Genomic DNA, 22,002 nt, shown 5'->3' with positions numbered 1-22,002 from the left:
AATAATATCTTTACTAATTAACCAACTACTAAAAAATGGAATTAAGTGCACTGGATTATACGCTAATCATTGTTTTTTTTACAATTGTTTTGGGTATTGGGATTGTAGTTTCTAAAAAATCAGGAAAAAGTTCATCAGAATATTTTTTATCAGGAAGAACAATGCCTTGGTGGTTGTTGGGTTTATCTATGGTTGCAACAACTTTCTCTACAGATACACCTAATTTAGTTACAGATATTGTTAGGACAGATGGTGTTTCCGGTAACTGGGTTTGGTGGGCATTTTTAATTACTGGTATGTTAACCGTTTTTGTGTACGCAAAGCTTTGGCGTAAATCTAATGTAAATACAGACTTAGAGTTTTACGAGTTACGCTATGGAGGAAAACCGGCCAGCTTTTTAAGAAAATTTAGGTCTATATACTTAGGTGTTATATTTAATGTAATTACAATGTCTGCTGTAACACTAGCAGCAATAAAAATTGGAGGAATAATGCTAGGTTTAGAGCCTTGGCAAACAGTAGTAAGCGCAGGTTTAATAACGGTTACTTTTAGTGCATTAGGCGGATTTAAAGGTGTTGTGTATACAGACTTTTTATTGTTTTTTGTAGCAATGGGTGGTGCTATAGGAGCAGCGTATTACTTAGTAAATTTACCAGAGGTAGGCGGAGTAACAAACTTACTAACACATGAAGATGTAAAAGGAAAACTATCTATTTTGCCAGATTTTAGCAATACTAAAGCTGTAATTACTTTATTAGTTATTCCTTTGGCAGTGCAATGGTGGAGTTCTTGGTATCCAGGAGCAGAGCCAGGCGGTGGCGGTTATATTGCACAGCGTATGTTAGCTGCAAAAGATGAAAACCATGCAATAGGAGCTACTTTCTTTTTTAATATTATGCATTACGCATTGCGCCCTTGGCCTTGGATTTTAGTTGCTTTGGCATCTATAGTTGTGTATCCTGATGTTGATAGTATAGCAGAAGCTTTTCCTAACATAGCAGCAGATAAACTGGGGAACGATTTAGCCTATCCGGCAATGTTAACAAAATTACCAAGCGGATTACTAGGTTTGGTTTTAGCATCTTTAATAGCTGCTTATATGAGTACAATTTCTACTCAGCTTAACTGGGGATCATCTTATATAGTGTACGATTTTTACAAACAACAAGTAAACCCAAATGCATCAGAAAAACAATTGGTAGCTGTTGGTAGACTTTCTACTGTTGTACTAATGGTATTAAGTGCTTGTTTGGCTTTATTAATGCAAAATGCTATGGAGGTTTTTGATATGCTATTGTTGTTTGGAGCCGGTACTGGACTAATTTTTATTTTACGTTGGTTTTGGTGGCGTATTAATGCTTGGACAGAGATTGCAGCAATGTTTGCATCAGGAGTTTTATCTATAGTGTTAAAAGTGACTCCGCTAGGAAACTACCTTTTTGCTTTAGATACAGGAGTTTTTCCAGATTGGTTTCAAATACCATTTGTAGTATTAATAACAACCATAATTTGGGTAGCAGCTACGTTTATGACTAAGCCAGAGTCTAAAGAAGTCTTAAATAGTTTTTATAAAAAAATACAACCAGGAGGCCCAGGCTGGGAAAAGGTTGTAATAGATGCTAAAGCAGACAATATAGAAATTGTAAATCCAAATGAAAAATGGAGTGTGCCATCTGGTATAGGAGCTATGGTGCTAGGTTGTGTCCTTATATATACCTGTATGTTTGCAACAGGGTATTGGATTTATGGCGAAACAACAAAAGGAATAATATTTACGGGTATTGCATTAGTGGCAGGTTTTTTATTAGTAAAAGCTTGGAATAAAATGAAAACAAATATTCTTTAATAAAAAAATAAGCCGTGTATATTTCTAAAAGAGATACACACGGCTTTAATATTAAAAAATATAAGTTTTTATTTTGCAATTAGTTTAGCAACATACTTACCAATAACATCAAACTCAAGGTTTACAACTGTACCTACTTTATAGGTATTAAAAACAGTGTTTTCAAAAGTATAAGGTATAATAGCTACGCTAAACGTGTTTTTTCCAGAATTAAATACAGTTAAACTTGTGCCGTCTATTGTAATAGAACCTTTTTCAATAGTTACGTTGTTGTATTTATCATCATATTCAAAATTAAAAATCCAGCTACCATCTTGCTCTTCAATAGCAGTACAAACAGCAGTTTGGTCTACGTGCCCCTGCACAATGTGTCCGTCTAATCTTGTGCCCAATATCATAGCACGCTCTAAGTTTACCGTAGAATTTAATTCTAAAGCCCCAATACTTGTTTTTTGCAATGTTTCATCAATAGCAGTAACTGTGTAAGTATCATTTTCTATAGCAACAACAGTAAGGCAAACACCATTGTGGGCAACACTTTGATCTATTTTAAGCTCTGGTGTTAAAGTAGATTTTATAGTAATGTGTAGGTTGGTGTCTTCTTTACGTAATGCGGTTACTTTCCCTAAAGTTTCTATAATCCCAGTAAACATATCGTTTTAATTAAGTAGTTTTGCGGTGTAAATTTAGACATTATACAGTTGAATTATGCAAGAAGGCAAAAAAATTAAGGTAGGAATTTCTATAGGCGATTTAAACGGAATTGGCTGTGAAGTTGTTTTAAAGACTTTTGAAGACAACCGTATGTTAGATTTTTGCACTCCAGTTATTTTTGCATCAAACAAAACCATTTCTTTTCAGAAGAAAGAGTTAGGTTTAAATATAAACTACAATGGTATACCAGATGCAGACAAAACTATAGCAGGCAAAATTAATGTGGTTAATGTATGGAAAGAAGTTCCAAAAACTCAGTTTGGTGAAGCAACTAAAGAGAGTGGAGATTACGCACTAAAATCTTTGCAAGCAGCAACCAAAGCATTAAAAGAAGATAAGATTGATGTATTGGTTACTGCACCAATAAATAAAAATAATATTCAGTCTGAAGAATTTAATTTTCCTGGCCATACAGATTATCTGGCAAAAGAATTAGGTGGCAACAGCTTAATGTTTATGGTAACAAGCTCTTTAAAAGTAGGACTGTTAACAGACCATATAGCTGTTAAAGATGTTGCAACCGCAATAACAGCAAAGCTTATAAAAGAAAAAGTAGCTACAATAGAGCGTTCTTTAAAAGAAGATTTTGCAATACAAAAACCCAAAATAGCACTATTAGGTATAAATCCGCATAGCGGAGATAATGGTGTTATAGGAAAAGAGGATGATACTGTTTTAAAACCAACAATTACAGAATTAAAAAATCAGGGAAAAATGGTTTTTGGTCCCTATTCTGCAGATAGTTTTTTTGGGTCTGATGCTTACAGTAATTTTGATGCTATATTAGCAGCCTATCACGACCAAGGATTAATACCTTTTAAAACATTATCCTTTGGCAAAGGAGTAAATTATACAGCAGGTTTATCTAAAGTACGTACATCACCAGATCACGGTACCGCATATGAAATTGCAGGTAAAGGAAAAGCAGACCATAGTTCTTTTAAAGAAGCAGTTTTTACGGCATTAAAAATCTTTAAAAACAGGGAGGAGTATAAAGAATTAACTCAGAATCCTCTAAAAAAACAACGTTTAAAGAGGAAAGAGTAAAATATTTTTTATAAATTTAAGTGAAATTAGCCCCTAAAATAGGGCAAAACAATAGCTAAACTATTAAGTAGTAATATATTTACGCATAATAGTTGGGTTTAATTAAAAAAATAATATCTTTGCACCCGCCTTTAAGGAGGCTGGTACTTATAAATATAGTGTTGTTATGATGAAGCTAAAGGAGTTTTCCATTCCTTTTTCTGGATTAAAGCAGGGAAAGCACAGTTTTGAGTATAAAATAGACAATAAGTTCTTTGAATCTTTTGAGTACGATGAGTTTAATGATGCCAATATAGATATAGAGGTAAAGTTAAATAAAATGAGTACAATGTTGGAGTTAGAGATGATTGCAGAAGGAACAGTAAATGTTTTTTGTGATATTTCTAGTGAACCTTATGACCAAGCTATAAGTTCTACGTTAGAACTGGTAGTAAAGTTTGGCGAAGAGTATAATGATGAGAATGAAGAAATACTGATAATTCCTCACGGAGAACATCAGGTTAATATTTCGCAATATTTATACGAAATGCTGGTATTGGCTATTCCGTCTAAAAGAATTCATCCAGGAGTACTGGATGGCACTTTAAGATCTAAAGCCGTAGATAAGTTGGAAGAGCTACAACCAAGAGAAGAAAAGGAAAATAAAGAAGATATTGATCCCAGATGGGACGCATTAAAAAAATTAATAACGGATAAATAAAGTTTCATAATGGCACATCCAAAGAGAAAAATTTCAAAAACCAGAAGAGACAAGAGAAGAACGCACTATAAAGCGGTAGCTCCAACACTTGCAAAAGATGCAACAACAGGAGAAATTCACTTGTTCCACAGAGCACACTGGCACGAAGGTAAATTATACTACCGTGGACAAATATTAATTGACAAAACAGAAGAAGCAGTAGCTTAATTCTATCTTTGTACAATATTCAAAACTCTCACCGTAAAAGTGAGGGTTTTTTTATTTTTCATCAATTTTTATCAAAAAATAAACAGTTTTGGTAAAAAGTCGTAAAAATTGACTAATTTTCCATGATTTTTAGACTTTTTTGAAACTTTTTGATTAAAAAAATCAAACTTATATATGGGTAAAGTATCAGCGGCAATAACTGCAGTAGGTAAGTATGTTCCTGACTATGTTTTAACTAACAAAGAACTGGAAACGATGGTAGATACAAATGATGAGTGGATTACCACTAGGACAGGTATCAAAGAAAGGCGAATTTTAAAAGGAGATGACAAGGGAACTTCTTTTATGGCAATTAAAGCAGCTGAAGATTTATTGCAAAAAAGAGGCATAGATCCAACAGAGATAGATTTAATTATTGTTGGTACTGCAACTCCAGATTTACAAGTAGCAGCTACGGCAGCTTTTGTAGCCTCAGAGATTGGTGCAACTAATGCTTTTGCTTTTGATTTAGAAGCGGCTTGTTCTAGTTTTTTATACGGTATGTCTACAGCTAGTAGTTATGTAGAATCTGGTAGGTATAAAAAAGTATTATTAATAGGGGCAGATAAAATGTCTTCTATTTTAGATTATACAGACAGAACTACCTGTATAATTTTTGGTGATGGCGCAGGTGCCGCACTTTTTGAGCCTAATGAAGAGGGCTTAGGTTTTCAAGATGAATACTTAAGGTCTGATGGTATTGGGCGTAATTTCTTAAAAATTGATGCAGGTGGATCTTTATTACCAGCATCTGAGGAAACTGTAAAAAATAAACAACATTACGTTTTTCAAGACGGTAAATCTGTTTTTAAATATGCTGTATCTAATATGGCAGACGTTTCAGCAAAAATTATGGAGCGTAATAGTTTAGAAGAAAAAGATGTAGATTGGTTGGTACCACACCAAGCAAACAAACGCATTATAGATGCTACAGCTAACAGAATGGGTGTAGATTCTTCTAAAGTAATGATGAACATTCAGAAATACGGAAACACAACTTCTGCTACATTGCCATTATTATTAGCAGACTACGAAGATCAACTAAAAAAAGGAGACAACTTAGTATTTGCTGCATTTGGTGGTGGCTTTACTTGGGGTTCTATTTTCTTAAAATGGGCCTATAACTCTTAATCAAAAAATAAAAACTTACAACTAAACAAAATCTAATTTTTATGGATATTAAAGAAATTCAGAGTTTAATTAAGTTCGTTGCTAAATCTGGCGCTAGCGAAGTTAAATTAGAAATGGAAGACATTAAAATTACCATTAGAACAGGAGCATTAAACTCTGGTGGAGAGACAACTATTTTGCAACAAATACCAATGGGGCAACCTCAAATGGCTCCTGCCGCTGCTGCACCAGCACCAGCTGCTGCGCCTGAAGCTGCACCTGCAAAAGAAGAAAGTAATGACGATAAATACATTACTATAAAGTCGCCAATTATTGGTACTTTTTACAGAAAACCATCTCCAGACAAACCTGTGTTTGTAGAAGTTGGTGATACTATAGGTCAAGGAGATGTTCTTTGTGTTATTGAAGCAATGAAACTTTTTAATGATATAGAATCTGAAGTTTCTGGTAAAATTGTAAAAGTATTGGTAGATGATTCTTCTCCAGTAGAATTTGACCAACCTTTATTTTTAGTAGATCCATCATAAGAAATTTTAGACGCTAAATACTTTTAGTTTTTTAGAATTTAGAATTAAAATTTAAAATTTCATAAGATGTTTAAAAAAATACTTATTGCAAATAGGGGAGAGATAGCCTTACGTATTATTAGGACCTGTAAAGAAATGGGAATTAAAACGGTAGCGGTATACTCTAAGGCAGACGAAGAGAGTTTGCATGTTAGGTTTGCAGACGAGGCTGTATGTATTGGCCCTGCTCCTAGTAATGAATCTTATTTAAAAATACCAAATATTATTGCAGCAGCAGAAATTACAAATGCAGATGCAATACATCCAGGTTATGGTTTTTTATCAGAAAACTCTAAGTTTTCTAAAATATGTGCAGAGCATGATATTAAATTTATAGGCGCATCTGGCGAGCATATAGACCGTATGGGAGATAAGGCTAGTGCTAGAGAGACTATGAAAAAAGCTGGTGTACCAACTATTCCTGGTTCTGACGGTTTACTTAAAGATGTTGCTGAAGCTAAAAAAGTTGCTAAAAAAATGGGATATCCTGTTATGATTAAAGCAACTGCTGGTGGTGGTGGTAAAGGTATGCGTGCTGTTTGGTCTGAAGATAAAATGGAAGCTCTTTATGAAAGTGCTGTACAAGAAGCAACTGCCGCTTTTGGTAATGGTGCTATGTACATGGAAAAACTTATTGAAGAACCAAGACATATAGAGATACAAGTTGTTGGTGACCAGTACGGTAAAGCCTGTCACTTATCAGAAAGAGATTGTTCTATACAAAGACGTCACCAAAAATTAACAGAAGAAACTCCTTCTCCATTCATGACAGATAAGCTGCGTGATGATATGGGAGCTGCAGCAGTTAAGGCGGCAGAATATATTAAGTATGAAGGAGCCGGTACTATTGAATTTTTAGTAGATAAGCACCGTAACTTTTACTTTATGGAGATGAATACCAGAATACAGGTAGAGCATCCTATAACAGAACAAGTAGTAGATTACGATTTAATACGTGAGCAAATTTTAGTTGCTGGTGGAGTGCCAATTTCTGGTAAAAATTACTACCCTAAATTACACTCTATAGAATGTAGAATTAATGCAGAGGATCCTAGAAATGATTTTAGACCTTCTCCAGGAAAAATTACTACATTACATACGCCAGGCGGACATGGAGTACGTTTAGATACTAACGTATATAGCGGTTATACAATTCCTCCTTACTATGATTCTATGGTTGCTAAGTTAATTACAACTGCGCAAACTAGAGAAGAGGCAATTAATAAAATGAAACGTGCTTTAGATGAATTTGTAATTGAAGGTGTAAAAACTACAATTCCTTTTCATAGGCAATTAATGGATCATCCAGATTATTTGGCAGGTAATTATACCACGGCCTTTATGGAGAGTTTTGTTATGGAACCTAGTAAAGATGATGAATAAATTAAAAACTCCGATATAGCATCGGAGTTTTTTTTTGGCAATAACTAGCCTTCAGGTTTTCACGGTTTACAGGGTGTTAGTTACTTGTTTATGACTATACCTTTGTAGTGTTAAAAAAAATGAACTCAACAGAAATTAAAATATATGAGCAATTCAGAAAATAAGCAAGAAGTGTTTTTTGCGAAAGAGGATGATAAAATGTCATTAGCATTTAAAAGAGCGCAAGAGACTTTTAAATATTTTTGGAGAGAGTTGTATTGGGAGCACAGGCGTGTTATTCCTGGTCATGATTTAGCTATTGTGAAGTTTCCTTTTGAGCAAATGTTTGATGGGGAAGAAGAGCCAACTGTAGAGCATATGTGGGTTCGTGATATAAATTTTGATGGTGAAATAGTTACAGGTGTTTTGGCTAATAACCCAATGCAATTAACAAATGTTACAGAAGGTGAAACTGTTAGTTGTAATGTAAATAAAATAAGCGATTGGATGCTTGCTATGTCTGGTGAAACCTACGGAGGCTTTACAATACACGTATTAAGATCTGGTATGAGCCAAGAAGCTAGGCAACAACATGATAATGCTTGGGGTTTAAATTTTGGAGATTTTAATGCTATTTTATTAGTTCACGGTCAAAAAGAAAACCCAGAAAACCTTATAGAGCACCCAATGTGTGTAAACACAGCAGACCAGTTTTTAGAATTCTTTAAAGAAAACCCAGAAGAACTTACTATTAAAGATGAAGCTGGCTATACGGTTTTACACAGGCAAGTAATTGCAGGTAATAAAACTACTGTAAATATATTATTAGAGTTGGGGGCAGATAAAAACGTAACAACAAATAATGGTTTAACAGCACTTGATTATGCTAAAAAATTAAACTGGGAATATATTATTCCAATACTGGCGTAACAATATTAGGTACTAGTAGTCTAACTAATAAAATTAGTTTCAATTACAATTTTAACATTAAAACATAGTTTACTATTATAATTTAATGCCAATTCATATGCTTAAAAAACTATTTACGTACGTTCCTTTATTTATTTCCTTACTATTATGCACAAGTTGCTTTGAAATTTTAGAAGAAATTAGTTTTAATAAAGACGGTAGCGGACGTATAACCGTTACAGCTAACCTAAGCAAGAGTAAGTCTAAGTTGGCTTCTGTTATGCTTTTAGACAGCGTTAACGGTTATAAGGTGCCATCTAAAAAGGATATTGACTTAGCTATGAAAAATGCAGTGGATCATCTTAAAAAAACACAAGGCATATCTAATATAGAAAAAACAGCAGATTATGATAATTATATATTTTCTATAGCTTGTGACTTTACATCTGTAGAGAGCGTTAATTCAATTTTTAAAGAAATGATTAACAATCAAAATAGAAGAGAAAAAACAAGTTTTAGTACCACTAATTTTTCATATAATGATGTAAATCATCAATTTAAAAGACATTTTAAATATGATGGTAGTATAAAAAAGAAATTTAATTCGCTTAAATCCGAAGATAAAAAAGTTTTTAATGATGCTAGTTACACAACAATATATAGGTTTAATTCATCTGTAAAAAGTGTTTCTAATTCAGTAGCTAAAATAGCTCCAAATAAAAAGGCAGTATTTATGCGTGTGCCTGCATTGCCTTTAATAACAGGCCAACAAACTTTAGAAAATACCATACAATTAATCAACAATTAAAAGAATGAAAAAATTATTATTAAGCCTAACTATTTGTTGTGCTGCATATACAACGCAAGCACAAGATTTAATACAAAATATACCTGCCAACTCTAGTGCAGTTGTTACTATAAAAGGAAGTAATGTTACAGATTTGTTTTCTATTAAGGAGTTTGAGAACTCTAAAATAGGTCAAGAAATGGTAAAAGAACTAGCCAGAGAATCAGACGGTGACTTAACAAGTCTTAATGATTTAGGTATAGATTTTAATGCAAGCGCATACTATTTTTTGCAAGCAGAAAAAGGTATTTTTTCTAATTACTTTGCTATTCCGTTACGTTCTAAAAGTGGGTTTGATAACTTAATTAAAAAGAACAATAGTAGTACCGAAAAGATAAAAACTGACGGTGATATTACTTATATGCAAGATAATTATGATGGCATTACTGTAGCTTGGAATGATAGAATGCTTGTTGTTGTTATTTCTGAAGATGCAAACGAAGATAACGACTACTATAATTATAGTGATGCAGTAGAAGTTGAAGAAGTAGTAGAATCTGCTGTAGACGTTGCAGAAGATGCTGTTGAGGAGGTTGAAATTGAAGTTTCAGAAGTAGAAGAAACAGTAATTGAATCTACCGAAGATTATGTGATTGTTGAAGAAGCGGTAGTTGAATCTACCGAAGATGCAACATACTCTAATGATGATTACTATAAAAAAAGACAAGAGCGTTACAAAAGAGAACGACAAGAAAGAGAAGCAAGAAGAATAGCTAAAACTCAAAAAGCAAAAGTGCGTAATTTACAAAAAGCAAAAGCTTTTATAAATGGCGACCACTCATCCAATAATATTTTGCGTAACAAGAGTTATGTTGCTAGTTTAGGAAAGCAAAATTTTGAGGCACACGCTTGGGCAGGCGATTTCATAAATCTTTACCAAGAGTTAGTATTAACACAGGGTTTTAGTAATGCTTTTGGTATGTATAATGTAGAGGAGTTGTATAGAAACTCTTCTATGTCTTCTACCTTAGATTTTACTAACACTAGTGCTGTTTTAAACATAGATTATACTATGAGTGATGCTATGGCAAAACACGCCAAAGTTATGTACAATGGTAAAATGAATAAAGATTTTTACAAGTATTTTAACCAAGATAAGATGCTGGGCTATATGTCTGTTAATGCAAGTACAGAAGGTATACTTACAGAGTATCCAAAGCTTATGAAATCTATGTTTGCTAATTCTTATGATAAAGAAGTTGCTACCCTGGCGCCATTAGGAGCAGACTTATTATCTATTTTTTTAGATGAAGAAGCTGTTGGTGAATTGGTTAGAGGAGATATGTTATTTGTAGTTAATGATATTGCTAAAAAGCAAGTAACCTATACAACATATAAGTATGATGAAAACTACAATAGAATTCCAATAGAGAAAACTAAAGAAGAAACGGTACCAGATTTTATTTTTATGGCCACTTCTAACGGAGAAAGTATTTTTAACAAGCTTATGAATATTGCTGTTAAAGAAAACGAAATGACGGTAGATAACGGTATTTATAAGTTTAACACACCAAGAAGTGTACCTGTAAATGTATATGCAATGCACGCTAAAGGAGTGTTGTTTTTTGCAACGTCTAAAGACCATTTGTTAGCTATTAGAAATGGTAGTTTTAAAGGTAGTGTAAGTGGTGAGCACAAGAAAAATATTAGTAAAAATACTTCTGCGGCATATGTTAACGGTAAAAATATAATTTCTCAAATACCAGTTAATGAGTTGCCAAGAGAGTTTAAAAGAAAAATAAACTTTTTAACTAGTAATACAGAAGATCTTTTAATTACAACAGGTAAATTAAAGGGGAATAAATCTAGTACTAAAGTTGTTTTAAATACTCCAGAAGAAGGACATAAAAATGGCTTAGCATACTTTATTAATTTTATAGATGCATTTATAGATTAAGTTTTAAGCAATATGCGTTTAAAAAAAATAATAAAAATAGTAGTCCCAATAATTATACTTGCAGGTATAGTTTATTGGGGCTATAAGCTTGTAAACAACACATCATCTTTATTAGGTGTTGTGCATAAAAATGCAGATGCTGTTGTTAAAATAGATTTGCACGGTATAAAAGAAACTATAGTTTTAGACGCGCTATCTTCACCTAAGTTTTATTATGATAACATATCATTTTCAAGTAGTAAAAAAGAGAAAGATTCTACCTTAGAAAAAGGCATTAATCTAAAACCATATACTGTAGTTTTATATACACTTAAAAATGTAGAAAACACTGTTTTTTCTACATTTCCAATAGATAATTTTACAGGTTTTACTGCATATGTAAAAGAGTATGTAAAAAATAAAAAAGGAAAAATACTTGAAGCAGAAGGTTATAAATACGCAGTTTTAGAAAAATCTAAAGTTTGTATAGCTTGGAACTCTAAAAACCTTGCTGTTGCGGCTGCACCAGATAAAATAGATCTTACAAAGGTTTCTGTTGTTTTTACAGATGTTTTGGTAGGAGAAAAGTTGATTGTAGATAAAAATAATAGTCTAATTCAGAAATTAAAAAGTACTAAAGATCACATTGTATACGTAAAAGGAACAAGTGTAATTGGTTTAAATTTTGAAGACGGAAAATTAGCTGTAGCCGGACAATTAGAAGTTGATGAGTCCTCAGTTTTTTCAAAAGAAATTACAGTAAATAGTGTGCGCAATGCATCTTTGCAAATGTATTTAGATTATAATTTTGCTAATGAGAATCACAAGAGAGACTTTATATCAGCCTTTAAAAATAGCTCTTTTTTACAAAAAAGTAATTTACAAATAGATAGTATTGCAAAATACAGTAATGGGTTTTTTAGTTTGGCTGTAAGTGGTAAAACTAAACAGCAAGACACTATTATTACTTATGATTATGATGATAATTTTAATAAGGTAGAAAAGAAAACTGTACAAGAAAAAGAGGCACCAAAAATGTATGTAAATTTAGGTGTTAATAAAAATGGCTTGTCAACTTATTTAAAAACACAAGGGGCTATAGAGCAAGACGTATTTACTGCGTTGCCAATATATAACTTTTATGTGTCATCAACAGACAAAGTAAGTTTGTTTGCAACGGCTAAAAACAATCCCAAAACAGAGGTTTTTAAAAGCGCTAACTTTTTAGATATAACTGCAGATTTCTCTAAGTTAAATAACGATATAAGCTTTCCTAAGTCTAACTTATTATTTGGACTTTTAAATACGCTAGATGTTAAAGCTAATGTGGTTAAGAACGGAGTTGTTGGTGTAGAGGGTACATTATCAGCAAAAAAAGAAGATATAAATATTATAACCCAAATCTTTTTTGGGTTAGAAAATGCCAAATAACACTTTTGCATTCACTTACTTAGTTTTAGTTCTTATTTTAGTAAAATGAATTTTAGCTACTGGGAACATAAAACGTGGTTGTCTGCAATAGATTTTACTATTGTGGGCAGTGGTATTGTGGGATTAAATTGTGCATTGTACTTAAAAGAGCGTTTTCCTAAAGCCAAAATTTTAATTTTAGAAAAGGGAATGTTGCCGCAGGGAGCTAGTACTAAAAATGCTGGTTTTGCTTGTTTTGGTAGCATATCAGAAATAGTATCAGATTTAGACTCGCATACAGAAGAAGAGGTTGTGGAGCTTGTACAAAAAAGATTAGATGGTATAAACTTATTACGATCAAATTTAGGAGACAAAGCTATTGGGTATAAAAATTATGGAGGTCATGAGCTATTTTTAGATTCTAACTCTAAATTGTATCAACATTGTTTAAGTAAATTAAGTGGTGTAAACACGTTATTAAATTCTGTTTTTAAAGGTGATGCATTTGTGTCTACGCAAAATAAATTCAACTTTAATAAAATACAAAAAAACTACATTACACATATTTTTGAAGCCCAAATAGACACTGGTAAAATGATGCAGAGTTTGTTGGCAAAAGTCATTCAAAAAGGTATTTTAATTTTAAATAACACAAGTGTAAAAGCATTTACCACAACGGCTAATGGTGTAGCGGTAGAAACAAGTAATTTTACTTTACAGACTAAAAAGTTAGTGGTTGCAACCAATGGTTTTGCGGCAGAATTACTACAGGAAAAGGTTAAGCCGGCTAGGGCGCAAGTTTTGGTAACATCACCTATACCTAATTTACATATTAAAGGTACTTTTCATTTACACGAAGGATATTATTATTTTAGAAATATTGATGATAGAATTTTATTTGGAGGAGGACGAAATTTAGACTTTAAAGCAGAAGAAACATCGGTCTTTGGTGAAACCAAAATAGTGCAGCATAAGCTTGAAGAGATATTAAGAGAAACAATATTACCTAACACACCTTTTAAAATAGATAAAAAATGGAGTGGTATAATGGGTGTTGGGAGCCAAAAAAATCCAATAATAAAAGAGGTTGAACCTAACGTGTATTGCGGTGTGCGTTTAGGCGGGATGGGAATTGCTATTGGTAGCTTAGTGGGTAAAGAATTAGCAGATAAAGTAGTATGGTAAATAAAGAAGAGCTTTTAAAGTTTTGCGTAAGTTTTATAAACAATAGAGTTTCTAGAATACAAAAAAACATTGCAGGTGTGCAGGAGTCGTTAACATCAGAAACAAAAAGTAGTGCAGGTGATAAACACGAAACTGGAAGAGCAATGTTGCAATTAGAGCGCGAAAAACTTGGTGCGCAATTATTAGAGGCAGAAAAAATGCAACAGTTATTATCTAAGGTAACAGCAACTAAAAATGCAACAGTAATTGGCTTAGGGAGTTTGGTGTATACAGAAAAAAACAATTATTTTTTATCAATTTCTGCAGGTGAATATGCTCATAGTAGCAAAAAGGTGTATTGTATATCTGCAAATACACCAATAGGTAAATTGCTGTTAGGTAAAAGTGCAGGTGATAGTTTTGTTTTTAACGGATCTACAATACAAATAACAGAGGTTATTTAAAACAAAAAATCCTTGAGTAGCTTACAATAGCTAGTCAAGGATTTTATCACACAAAAAAAGATTAAACTTTACTTTACTGTAATTGTGTTGTCTGTTGCTGTTGGGTTTAACGGGCAAAAATATACGTATTCTCCTTTTTCTAAAACAGTAGCGTTAGACTTTTCTGTTTTACCGTTTGCAACTGCTTTTGTAACATAAGCAGTTTTAATGTGGTTTTCTGGTTTGCTAACATCTTGTCCTTTTTTAACAAGTACAAAACCTACATCATGACCAACGTTATTGTTTGCAATCTCAAAAACATAAGTGCCAGGCGTTACAGTTAAATTTTTCTGTGTAAACTCTCCTTTAGTTTGTTCTAAAGAAATTATTTTACTCATTTTATCTTGAGCGTTACTTGTAAATACAATACCTACTAATAAGGCTACTAATGCAATTGCGTTTTTAAAATTTTTCATCTTGTTTTTGTTTTTATTGTTTGTAATTGTGTTTAAGTTTATTTGTTATAAAGCTTGTGCTACAGGAAAATCTACAGGAACATTTGTTGTGCTGTGTATGTAGTTAGATATGGTTTTATCGCCAACTAATACAATAGTATCTATTAGGTTTTCTTTAGTGTAACCTGCGTTTAAAAAGTTGTCTACAATTGTAGCATCTGTAGCGCCTCTTTTTTCGGTAACGTTTTTAGCTAAAGCAGCCAATGCGTTTAATTTAGAGTCAAAAGAAGCTTTTCCTGCTCTTAATTCTAGTATTTCTTCATCAGTAAAACCATTCATTTTACCTATTGCAGTGTGTGCAGATAAACAGTAAATACAATTATTAACTTCGCTTACTGCTAAGTTTACTGCTTCTTTTTCTTTGGCAGATAAAGATGTTTTTGCTCCACTTAAATTAAGGTAGTTTTCTAATGCGTTGTTAGAGTATGCGTATGTTGCATATAAATTAGGTACAAAACCTACTTTTTTCTCTAATGAATCAAAAATTGCTTGATTTTTTTCGCTTACTTCTGCTCTTGTGGGTACGTTAAATTTGCTCATAATTATTTTGTTTAATGTCATTTATTTTAAAAGACAGTTAGTATTAATGTTTGTTATTGAAAATGTTGGATAAAAGGTTTTTCTGCATCACAGTAGAAATCGTGATGGTACTTTTTTTCACAATGATCTGTAGCTAATACAGTCTGTTGTTTACTTTTTTTATCTGACCTAAATATTTCAATTAGGTTAAAAATAGATGTATGTATTAAGTTCATAATTGCGTTGTTTTATAATTACAATGCAAAGATGCAATCTATTAAGAGCTATTTGTTAATAGCAATTTCCCGACGGCTTGTAGAAATTTCCCGACAGCCTATTTTTTGTGTATTTCTCGGTATTGGGTAGGAGAGTAGTTGGTCATTTTTTTGAAAAATGAACTGAAATGTGCAGGATCGTTAAAACCTAAGTCATAAGCAATTTCTTGGTTTTGTTTGTCTGTAAAATTCATAAGTCGTTTTGCTTCTAAAGCAATTCTGCTTAATATTATTTGTTGTGGTGAATTTTGATTGTAAAGTGCAAAAATATTAGAAAGGGTTTTTGGACTTTTAAAAAGCAGGTCTGCATAGTCACTTACTTTACGTTTGGTTTTAAAATGCTCATCAACCAAAACATTAAACCTACGTACAAGATCTATTTGCTCATTGTTTAACTTTTTTATAGTAAGTTGTTCTTTGGCTAAACGCGTACATATAATTATAAGCCTTTTTAAGAGCATTTGTAGCATATCTCCTTGTATTTTGTCAGATGTACTAAACTCATCTATAAAAATCTCATAGAGCGTGCTAAATTTACGTTCTTGGTCTTGTGGTATGGTTACTATTGGTAACTCTTGTGTTCCAAAAAATAAAATACCATTGCATGATACCTCGCTGTCATGATCTCTAATACAGTAAAAAGGCCTGTTAAACATAAAAGCGGTTAAAGGTTTTTCTGTTTTTTGATAAGATACATAGTGTAAATAGGTGGTTGTAATTAGTTGGTTGGGTTGTAGCTCTATAATTGTGTTATCTATTTCTAAAGTAACAGGGGTGCTATTTTGGTTCCATAAAATGCTTATGGTGTCTTTATTGGTGTTAAAGTAAGTTAGATTTTTTTTGATATCATCTGTCATTCCAAAAACAGAATCTACTTTTGTATCGGTGTATTTAAATTTCATAAAGACAGGTATTAATAAGGTAAATTAATAGTCTTTTAAATTAATACTAACTTACATTTGGGGTGGTTATAAACAAAAAAAATCCTGAGCGATAACTCAGGATTTATATATAAACTTAAATGGTTGTTTATTTTTTAATGTTACAAGATTCTATTTCTGTAACACGAAGTGTATTTACCATACCTTTGTTTGCAATTGGCATTGCAGCAAGGCTAATAAGCATATCACCAACTTCTAAAAATCCTTTTTGGCAAGCAATAGCATTTACATCATCTATAGTTTCGTCAGTAGTAACATACTTGTCATAATAAAAAGCCTTAACACCCCATAAAAGGTTTAATTGTGTTAAGATTCTTTTATTAGATGTAAAAACTAAAATATGCGCACTTGGTCTCCAAGCAGAAATTTGAAAAGCAGTATAGCCACTATTTGTTAATGTAGATATTGCTTTTGCCTTAATTTCGTTAGCCATAATAGCTGCGTGGTAACATACAGATTTAGTAATGTATCTACTAGTTTTAACATGAGGTGGGTTGTGAGGTACCGATATAAGATCAGATCCTTCTACGCTCATTAAAATGCTAGACATTTTTTCTATTACTTGTACAGGGTAATTACCAACAGAAGTTTCACCTGAAAGCATTACAGCATCTGCACCATCCATTACAGAATTGGCAACATCATTAACCTCTGCACGTGTTGGTGTAAGGCTAGTAATCATTGTTTCCATCATCTGTGTAGCAATAATTACTGGAATACGAGCTTTTTTAGCTGTAAGTACCAATTGCTTTTGAATTAATGGTACTTCATGTGCAGGAACTTCTACTCCTAAATCTCCACGGGCAACCATTAAACCGTCACAGTAAGCAACAATTTTATCTATATTTTCTACAGCTTCAGGTTTTTCAATCTTAGCTATAATAGGAATTTTATGATCTGTGTGTTTCTTAATTAAAGCTTGTAAGTCAATTAAATCTTGACTAAAACGTACAAAAGAAAGTGCTATCCAATCTACATCTTGAGAAATTGCAAAAATTGCATCTTTAATATCTTTTTCTGTAAGTGCAGGTAAAGAGATATTGGTATTAGGTAAGTTTACTCCTTTTTTAGATTTTAAAGGTCCACCTTGTACAACCTCTGCTTTAACTTCATCTTTCTTGTTTGTAGAAAGTACTTTAAACATAAGTTTACCGTCATCTAAAAGTACTAATTCTCCTGGTTTAACATCTTTAGGAAAAGATGCGTAATTCATATATACTTTTTCTGCAGTACCTTCAAAAGGCTTACCTGTTATAAAAGATATTTTATCGCCAGGAGCAACAACAACTTCGCCAGCCATAACCCCAACTCTAAGTTTAGGACCTTGTAAATCTGCTAAAATAGAAGTGTTAGAGCCTAGCTCATCACTTAATTCACGTATCATTTTAACACGCTCTGTAACATCTGAATAATCTGCGTGAGAAAAATTAATTCTGAAGACATTTACTCCAGCATTAATCATATCTCTTAAAACTTCTTTTTTGCTTGTAGCAGGCCCAAGGGTTGCTACTATTTTTGTTTTTTTGTTAGTTGGCATTGTTAAAAAATTAAGTTGTTTTTAGATTTTAGGTTATCAACATCTATATTATAAGCAGTCACAATTTTTGGTATACTTACAATTTGTTTTAAAATTGAAGTAACAATTTCTTTGTCTTCTTGCTCTATTTTTAAAAAGTAATCTACGTCCTTATATTCTGGGACTAGATAGTGTGTTGTGTATGATAGTTCGCTACCAAACAGACCTCCTTGTTCCTCTTGTTCTTCTATTGTACTATGGTTGCTAATTAAAGTCCAGTAATTATCATTATCTGTGTCTTCCCATTCAAAAAAAGGAAAAGAAATACGCTTATTTACATCTAAATCTATTTTGGCTCTTCTAAAATTAGATTTTAAAAATAAATTAAGATTATAGCCAATTGCGTAATCTTCTAGACTGCTGTGTAGGGCAATTAATGAAAAAGAATCTTCAAAAAAATCTTCAGAAATTTTATGTATAGCTCCCATATTCTTTATGTCTGAAAGAGTAAATATAGGATTAAAACTTATACTAGCCTAGTATGTTTTAAGGTTTAAGCAAGGTATTTAAAACGAAAACGTTTTAGTTAACAATTATTTTACTTAGACTTCTTAATTTTGTCTTGTAAAGCAAAAAAAGCACGTTTAGAAGCAGCTTCTTCTGCCTTCTTTTTTGATGTTGCTCTGGCTTTTGCAATTATATTATGATCTATAGATAGTTTTACGGCAAAGTGCTTTAGCGTGTCATTACCGGTGTCTTCATATACGTTATAATTAAATTGCTTTTTTTGTTTTTGGCACCATTCTATCACCAAGCTTTTGTAGCTAATTACTCGGCCTTCTAATTGTTCTATATCTACGTACGGGCCAATTACTCTTTCGCTTATAAATTTTTCGCAATAATCATACCCTCTATCTAAGTAAATAGCGCCAACAAGTGCTTCAAAAACATTACCGTGTATGTTATCTCCAAAATGAGATTTAGAAATTCTGCTCTCTACATACTTTATAAGTTCTAAATCTTTACCTAATTCGTTTAAGTGCTCTCTACTAACAATTTTAGAGCGCATTTTAGTAAGGTAGCCCTCGTCTCCTAACGGAACTTCGTTGTATAAATATTTAGAAATAATTGTACCTAGCATAGAATCTCCAAGAAATTCTAGGCGTTCGTAATTTAAAGGATTACCGTCTTTATCTTTTTTATTTGCAGACCTGTGCAAAAAGGCTTTGCGGTAAATCTCTATTTTTTTAGGCTTAAAGCCTAAAATGTGTGTTATTCCTAAAAAAAAATCCCCATCTTTTTCTGGATGGGAATTAAATATTTTGGAGATAAAACTCATTATCTTAGTTTAATTTTTTAAAAATTACACATGCATTGTGCCCTCCAAATCCAAACGTGTTGCTTAATGCAACATTTACGTCTCTTTTTTGAGCTTTATTAAGTGTAAGGTTTAATTTAGGATCTATATTTTCATCTACATTTTCATGGTTAATTGTAGGTGGTACAACACCATGCTCCATGGCAAGGATAGATGCAATTGCTTCTATTGCTCCTGCGGCACCAAGTAGATGCCCTGTCATAGATTTTGTAGAGTTTATATTTAAATTATGTGCGTGCTCACCAAAAACTTTACTAATAGCTTTTAGTTCTGCAACATCTCCTAACGGTGTAGATGTACCGTGTGTATTAATAGCGTCTACATCTTCTGGCTTTAAACCAGCATCTTTAAGACAGTTTTCCATAACACGTACAACGCCTATACCTTCTGGGTGAGGTGCTGTCATATGGTATGCATCACTAGATAAACCACCACCAGCAACTTCAGCATATATTTTTGCTCCTCTTGCTACAGCGTGTTCATATTCTTCTAATACAAGTGCACCAGCTCCTTCACCTAATACAAAACCATCTCTGGTAGCGTCAAAAGGTCTAGATGCTGTTTCTGGACTATCATTTCTTGTAGATAATGCGTGCATAGATCCAAAACCACCCATACCAGCTATAGTAACGGCAGCCTCACTACCTCCAGTAACAACAACGTCACAATGGCCTAAACGTATTGTGTTTAGAGCATCTATAATTGCATTAGCAGAAGATGCACATGCAGATACTGTAGTATAGTTAGGGCCCATAAAGCCATGCTTTATAGAGATATTTCCAGGCGCAATGTCAGCAATCATCTTTGGTATAAAGAAAGGATTAAACCTTGGTGTACCATCACCGGCAGCAAAGTTTAAAACTTCGTTTTGGAAAGTTTCTAAACCTCCAATACCAGCTCCCCAAATTACACCAACTCTAAATTTATCTAGAGTATCTAAATCTAATTTAGAATCACTAATAGCTTCATCGGCAGAAACCATTGCATATTGTGCAAACTTATCTAGTTTACGCGCTTCTTTTCTATCAAAGAAATCGGCAGGATTATAGTTTTTTAATTCGCAGGCAAATTTGGTTTTAAATTTTTCTGCGTCATAATAGGTAATAGGGGCACATCCGCTTCTTCCATTTACTAACCCATCCCAGTATTCTTCTATGTTATTGCCTATAGGCGTTAAAGCTCCAAGACCAGTAACTACAACTCGCTTTAATTGCATGAACTCAAATTTTGTTAAATCTATTTATTAGATATGTGTAAATTAAAAAAAAAAATCCATGCAGCAAGACTACCACATGGATATTTTTTTAAATCTTGTTCAAGATATAATAAATTACTTTGCTTCTTCTATATAACTTATTGCTTGACCAACTGTTGCAATGTTCTCTGCTTGATCATCTGGAATTTGAATATCGAATTCTTTTTCGAACTCCATAATTAACTCAACAGTATCTAAAGAATCTGCTCCTAAGTCGTTAGTAAAGCTCGCTTCTGTAACAACTTCGTTTTCGTCAACTCCTAATTTGTCAACGATTATAGCTTTTACTCTTGATGCAATGTCTGACATAATAATTTTGTTTTAATAATTTTAATTGAAGGCAAAAATAAAAAACTTTGGTTTAAATACACCATTTGTCGTTAAAATGTGTCAATTTTTAATTTAATTTAATATTGAAGTGTTAATTTTACACCTCATTTTTTATTCAATAATAACCCTATTTAGCGCTCTATGAAACGTATTGTTCTACTTGCTTCTGGTTCTGGTTCTAATGTAGAGAACATAGCAAATTATTTTAAAGACAACTCATTGGTTACTATTGCCAGTGTATTTACTAACAAAAGGGATGCCAAAGTAATTGACAGGTGTAACAGATTGAATATCAATTGTTTATTTTTTAATAGAGAGTCTTTTTCTAAGTCTGACTGTCTTTTAAACATAATTAAGAGTATGGATCCAGATTTAATAATTTTAGCAGGTTTTCTACTCAAAATACCTAAAAACTTCGTCACAGCCTTTCCTAAGAAGATTGTAAATATACACCCGGCACTACTTCCAAAATATGGCGGAAAAGGAATGTACGGAATGCATGTGCATAATGCTGTAAAAAATAATAATGAGGCCGAAACAGGTATCACAATTCATTATGTAAATGAAAATTATGACGAAGGAGCAATAATTCATCAAGCAAAAGCAAGTGTTTTTAAAGAAGATACTCCAGAGCATATTGCAGAAAAAGTGCATGCGTTAGAGTATGAGCATTTTCCTAAAGTAATAGATCAAATTTTATCAAACTAAATGGGTAAAAAAGGAAAATTTTATACCGTTTGGAAAGGTAAAAAGCCAGGGATTTACGATTCTTGGGCTGCGTGTAAAGCTGCAATTAATAAAGAAAAGGGTGCGCAATACAAGTCTTTTCCAACTTTTGAAGCTGCAAAAAAGGCCTTTAATGGTAGTTATGATGATTACAAAGGGAAAAAAATTACAACTACACTATCTAAATTAGAGTTAGATAAAATAGGGCAACCAAACTACAATTCTATTTCTGTAGATGCTGCATCTAGTGGTAACCCAGGTATTATGGAATACCGTGGTGTAGTT

25 protein-coding genes are annotated in these 22,002 nt (G+C 32.6%); 15 read left to right on the top strand and 10 right to left on the bottom strand.

From position 1 onward, the window contains the following. Positions 1-35: 35 nt before the first annotated feature. Positions 36-1,847, top strand: a complete 1,812-nt coding sequence (locus tag ABJD66_RS07395; RefSeq protein ID WP_348129916.1) for a sodium:solute symporter family protein — start codon at positions 36-38, stop codon at positions 1,845-1,847. A 68-nt stretch (positions 1,848-1,915) separates the two neighbouring features. Here the strand turns inward: ABJD66_RS07395 and ABJD66_RS07390 are convergent, their stop codons facing one another. Beyond that, entirely contained in the window at positions 1,916-2,500 is a 585-nt protein-coding gene (locus ABJD66_RS07390; RefSeq protein WP_348129913.1) for a riboflavin synthase, read from the bottom strand. Between the two features lie 55 nt (positions 2,501-2,555). On the opposite strand from ABJD66_RS07390, the gene pdxA reads away from it, so the two are divergent. The 12 genes from pdxA (at position 2,556) to ABJD66_RS07330 (ending at position 14,283) form a co-directional block, all read left to right on the top strand. Further along, positions 2,556-3,608 (top strand): 4-hydroxythreonine-4-phosphate dehydrogenase PdxA, encoded by a 1,053-nt coding sequence (pdxA, locus tag ABJD66_RS07385; RefSeq protein ID WP_348129910.1) that lies wholly within the window; start codon positions 2,556-2,558, stop codon positions 3,606-3,608. A gap of 166 nt (positions 3,609-3,774) precedes the next feature. Continuing rightward, positions 3,775-4,308 (top strand): DUF177 domain-containing protein, encoded by a 534-nt coding sequence (locus tag ABJD66_RS07380; RefSeq protein WP_348129907.1) that lies wholly within the window; start codon positions 3,775-3,777, stop codon positions 4,306-4,308. Between the two features lie 9 nt (positions 4,309-4,317). Further along, positions 4,318-4,515, top strand: a complete 198-nt coding sequence (gene rpmF, locus ABJD66_RS07375; protein WP_100894471.1) for a 50S ribosomal protein L32 — start codon at positions 4,318-4,320, stop codon at positions 4,513-4,515. Between the two features lie 174 nt (positions 4,516-4,689). Next, positions 4,690-5,685, top strand: a complete 996-nt coding sequence (locus ABJD66_RS07370; protein ID WP_100894472.1) for a beta-ketoacyl-ACP synthase III — start codon at positions 4,690-4,692, stop codon at positions 5,683-5,685. 41 nt (positions 5,686-5,726) lie between these two features. Continuing rightward, on the top strand, positions 5,727-6,212 hold the full coding sequence (accB, locus tag ABJD66_RS07365; RefSeq protein ID WP_100894473.1) for an acetyl-CoA carboxylase biotin carboxyl carrier protein: 486 nt from the start codon (positions 5,727-5,729) through the stop codon (positions 6,210-6,212). 66 nt (positions 6,213-6,278) lie between these two features. Continuing rightward, positions 6,279-7,634 (top strand): acetyl-CoA carboxylase biotin carboxylase subunit, encoded by a 1,356-nt coding sequence (accC, locus tag ABJD66_RS07360; protein WP_100894474.1) that lies wholly within the window; start codon positions 6,279-6,281, stop codon positions 7,632-7,634. A 144-nt stretch (positions 7,635-7,778) separates the two neighbouring features. Then, positions 7,779-8,543, top strand: coding sequence for a DUF2314 domain-containing protein (locus ABJD66_RS07355; protein ID WP_100894475.1), 765 nt, complete (start codon positions 7,779-7,781; stop codon positions 8,541-8,543). A gap of 97 nt (positions 8,544-8,640) precedes the next feature. Then, positions 8,641-9,330 carry a hypothetical protein gene (locus tag ABJD66_RS07350; protein WP_348129900.1) on the top strand — a complete coding sequence of 230 codons (690 nt, stop codon included), beginning with the start codon at positions 8,641-8,643 and terminating at the stop codon, positions 9,328-9,330. Positions 9,331-9,334: 4 nt separating this feature from the next. After that, positions 9,335-11,266: a hypothetical protein gene (locus ABJD66_RS07345; protein WP_348129897.1), complete on the top strand. Its 1,932-nt coding sequence runs from the start codon at positions 9,335-9,337 to the stop codon at positions 11,264-11,266. Between the two features lie 12 nt (positions 11,267-11,278). Further along, a complete protein-coding gene (locus ABJD66_RS07340) occupies positions 11,279-12,676 on the top strand; it encodes a hypothetical protein (RefSeq protein ID WP_348129894.1) in 1,398 nt (465 codons plus the stop codon). 45 nt (positions 12,677-12,721) lie between these two features. Continuing rightward, complete coding sequence (locus ABJD66_RS07335; RefSeq protein ID WP_348129891.1) at positions 12,722-13,840, top strand: FAD-dependent oxidoreductase; 1,119 nt, start codon at positions 12,722-12,724, stop codon at positions 13,838-13,840. Further along, positions 13,834-14,283: a 3-oxoacyl-ACP synthase gene (locus tag ABJD66_RS07330; RefSeq protein ID WP_348129889.1), complete on the top strand. Its 450-nt coding sequence runs from the start codon at positions 13,834-13,836 to the stop codon at positions 14,281-14,283. Before ABJD66_RS07335 ends, ABJD66_RS07330 begins: the two co-directional genes overlap by 7 nt. A 68-nt stretch (positions 14,284-14,351) precedes the next feature. Here ABJD66_RS07330 and ABJD66_RS07325 read toward each other — a convergent pair whose 3' ends face one another. From ABJD66_RS07325 to ABJD66_RS07285, 9 genes are all read right to left on the bottom strand, one after another. Beyond that, entirely contained in the window at positions 14,352-14,738 is a 387-nt protein-coding gene (locus tag ABJD66_RS07325) for a plastocyanin/azurin family copper-binding protein (RefSeq protein ID WP_348129886.1), read from the bottom strand. A gap of 45 nt (positions 14,739-14,783) precedes the next feature. Beyond that, positions 14,784-15,317, bottom strand: a complete 534-nt coding sequence (locus ABJD66_RS07320) for a carboxymuconolactone decarboxylase family protein (protein ID WP_348129883.1) — start codon at positions 15,315-15,317, stop codon at positions 14,784-14,786. Between the two features lie 53 nt (positions 15,318-15,370). Continuing rightward, complete coding sequence (locus ABJD66_RS07315; RefSeq protein ID WP_157811084.1) at positions 15,371-15,532, bottom strand: hypothetical protein; 162 nt, start codon at positions 15,530-15,532, stop codon at positions 15,371-15,373. Between the two features lie 98 nt (positions 15,533-15,630). Beyond that, positions 15,631-16,473 (bottom strand): helix-turn-helix domain-containing protein, encoded by an 843-nt coding sequence (locus tag ABJD66_RS07310; protein ID WP_348129880.1) that lies wholly within the window; start codon positions 16,471-16,473, stop codon positions 15,631-15,633. Between the two features lie 127 nt (positions 16,474-16,600). After that, positions 16,601-18,049, bottom strand: a complete 1,449-nt coding sequence (pyk, locus tag ABJD66_RS07305) for a pyruvate kinase (RefSeq protein WP_100894482.1) — start codon at positions 18,047-18,049, stop codon at positions 16,601-16,603. A 2-nt stretch (positions 18,050-18,051) separates the two neighbouring features. Then, on the bottom strand, positions 18,052-18,516 hold the full coding sequence (locus ABJD66_RS07300; RefSeq protein WP_303542199.1) for an IPExxxVDY family protein: 465 nt from the start codon (positions 18,514-18,516) through the stop codon (positions 18,052-18,054). Between the two features lie 110 nt (positions 18,517-18,626). Continuing rightward, a complete protein-coding gene (rnc, locus tag ABJD66_RS07295) occupies positions 18,627-19,367 on the bottom strand; it encodes a ribonuclease III (protein WP_100894484.1) in 741 nt (246 codons plus the stop codon). 4 nt (positions 19,368-19,371) lie between these two features. Then, a complete protein-coding gene (gene fabF / locus ABJD66_RS07290; protein ID WP_100894485.1) occupies positions 19,372-20,622 on the bottom strand; it encodes a beta-ketoacyl-ACP synthase II in 1,251 nt (416 codons plus the stop codon). 114 nt (positions 20,623-20,736) lie between these two features. Then, positions 20,737-20,970, bottom strand: coding sequence for an acyl carrier protein (locus tag ABJD66_RS07285; RefSeq protein WP_008269813.1), 234 nt, complete (start codon positions 20,968-20,970; stop codon positions 20,737-20,739). Positions 20,971-21,132: 162 nt separating this feature from the next. Between ABJD66_RS07285 and purN the strand changes: the two genes are divergently transcribed. Both purN and ABJD66_RS07275 read left to right on the top strand, forming a co-directional pair. Further along, a complete protein-coding gene (purN, locus tag ABJD66_RS07280) occupies positions 21,133-21,699 on the top strand; it encodes a phosphoribosylglycinamide formyltransferase (protein ID WP_348129874.1) in 567 nt (188 codons plus the stop codon). Further along, the coding region (locus ABJD66_RS07275) for a ribonuclease H family protein (RefSeq protein WP_348129871.1) at positions 21,700-22,002 on the top strand (303 nt) is incomplete at its 3' end. It abuts the gene before it with no gap.

This window comes from Cellulophaga sp., assembly GCF_039943695.1.
Taxonomy (GTDB): Bacteria; Bacteroidota; Bacteroidia; order Flavobacteriales; family Flavobacteriaceae; genus Cellulophaga.
Note: the sequence above shows the minus strand (reverse complement) of the source record. Positions and strands in the feature narration are given on the sequence as shown.

What these genes read in the sequence shown, in the direction of transcription:
- ABJD66_RS07285 (WP_008269813.1), bottom strand. Translation starts at nt 20,970, where the DNA reads ATGTCAGACATTGCATCAAGAGTAAAAGCTATAATCGTTGACAAATTA.
- accC (WP_100894474.1), top strand. Translation starts at nt 6,279, where the DNA reads ATGTTTAAAAAAATACTTATTGCAAATAGGGGAGAGATAGCCTTACGT.
- pdxA (WP_348129910.1), top strand. Translation starts at nt 2,556, where the DNA reads ATGCAAGAAGGCAAAAAAATTAAGGTAGGAATTTCTATAGGCGATTTA.
- ABJD66_RS07335 (WP_348129891.1), top strand. Translation starts at nt 12,722, where the DNA reads ATGAATTTTAGCTACTGGGAACATAAAACGTGGTTGTCTGCAATAGAT.
- ABJD66_RS07315 (WP_157811084.1), bottom strand. Translation starts at nt 15,532, where the DNA reads ATGAACTTAATACATACATCTATTTTTAACCTAATTGAAATATTTAGG.
- ABJD66_RS07350 (WP_348129900.1), top strand. Translation starts at nt 8,641, where the DNA reads ATGCTTAAAAAACTATTTACGTACGTTCCTTTATTTATTTCCTTACTA.
- rnc (WP_100894484.1), bottom strand. Translation starts at nt 19,367, where the DNA reads ATGAGTTTTATCTCCAAAATATTTAATTCCCATCCAGAAAAAGATGGG.
- ABJD66_RS07320 (WP_348129883.1), bottom strand. Translation starts at nt 15,317, where the DNA reads ATGAGCAAATTTAACGTACCCACAAGAGCAGAAGTAAGCGAAAAAAAT.
- pyk (WP_100894482.1), bottom strand. Translation starts at nt 18,049, where the DNA reads ATGCCAACTAACAAAAAAACAAAAATAGTAGCAACCCTTGGGCCTGCT.
- ABJD66_RS07370 (WP_100894472.1), top strand. Translation starts at nt 4,690, where the DNA reads ATGGGTAAAGTATCAGCGGCAATAACTGCAGTAGGTAAGTATGTTCCT.
- purN (WP_348129874.1), top strand. Translation starts at nt 21,133, where the DNA reads ATGAAACGTATTGTTCTACTTGCTTCTGGTTCTGGTTCTAATGTAGAG.
- ABJD66_RS07325 (WP_348129886.1), bottom strand. Translation starts at nt 14,738, where the DNA reads ATGAAAAATTTTAAAAACGCAATTGCATTAGTAGCCTTATTAGTAGGT.
- ABJD66_RS07310 (WP_348129880.1), bottom strand. Translation starts at nt 16,473, where the DNA reads ATGAAATTTAAATACACCGATACAAAAGTAGATTCTGTTTTTGGAATG.
- ABJD66_RS07390 (WP_348129913.1), bottom strand. Translation starts at nt 2,500, where the DNA reads ATGTTTACTGGGATTATAGAAACTTTAGGGAAAGTAACCGCATTACGT.
- fabF (WP_100894485.1), bottom strand. Translation starts at nt 20,622, where the DNA reads ATGCAATTAAAGCGAGTTGTAGTTACTGGTCTTGGAGCTTTAACGCCT.
- ABJD66_RS07300 (WP_303542199.1), bottom strand. Translation starts at nt 18,516, where the DNA reads ATGGGAGCTATACATAAAATTTCTGAAGATTTTTTTGAAGATTCTTTT.
- ABJD66_RS07380 (WP_348129907.1), top strand. Translation starts at nt 3,775, where the DNA reads ATGATGAAGCTAAAGGAGTTTTCCATTCCTTTTTCTGGATTAAAGCAG.
- ABJD66_RS07395 (WP_348129916.1), top strand. Translation starts at nt 36, where the DNA reads ATGGAATTAAGTGCACTGGATTATACGCTAATCATTGTTTTTTTTACA.
- rpmF (WP_100894471.1), top strand. Translation starts at nt 4,318, where the DNA reads ATGGCACATCCAAAGAGAAAAATTTCAAAAACCAGAAGAGACAAGAGA.
- ABJD66_RS07330 (WP_348129889.1), top strand. Translation starts at nt 13,834, where the DNA reads ATGGTAAATAAAGAAGAGCTTTTAAAGTTTTGCGTAAGTTTTATAAAC.
- ABJD66_RS07340 (WP_348129894.1), top strand. Translation starts at nt 11,279, where the DNA reads ATGCGTTTAAAAAAAATAATAAAAATAGTAGTCCCAATAATTATACTT.
- accB (WP_100894473.1), top strand. Translation starts at nt 5,727, where the DNA reads ATGGATATTAAAGAAATTCAGAGTTTAATTAAGTTCGTTGCTAAATCT.
- ABJD66_RS07355 (WP_100894475.1), top strand. Translation starts at nt 7,779, where the DNA reads ATGAGCAATTCAGAAAATAAGCAAGAAGTGTTTTTTGCGAAAGAGGAT.
- ABJD66_RS07345 (WP_348129897.1), top strand. Translation starts at nt 9,335, where the DNA reads ATGAAAAAATTATTATTAAGCCTAACTATTTGTTGTGCTGCATATACA.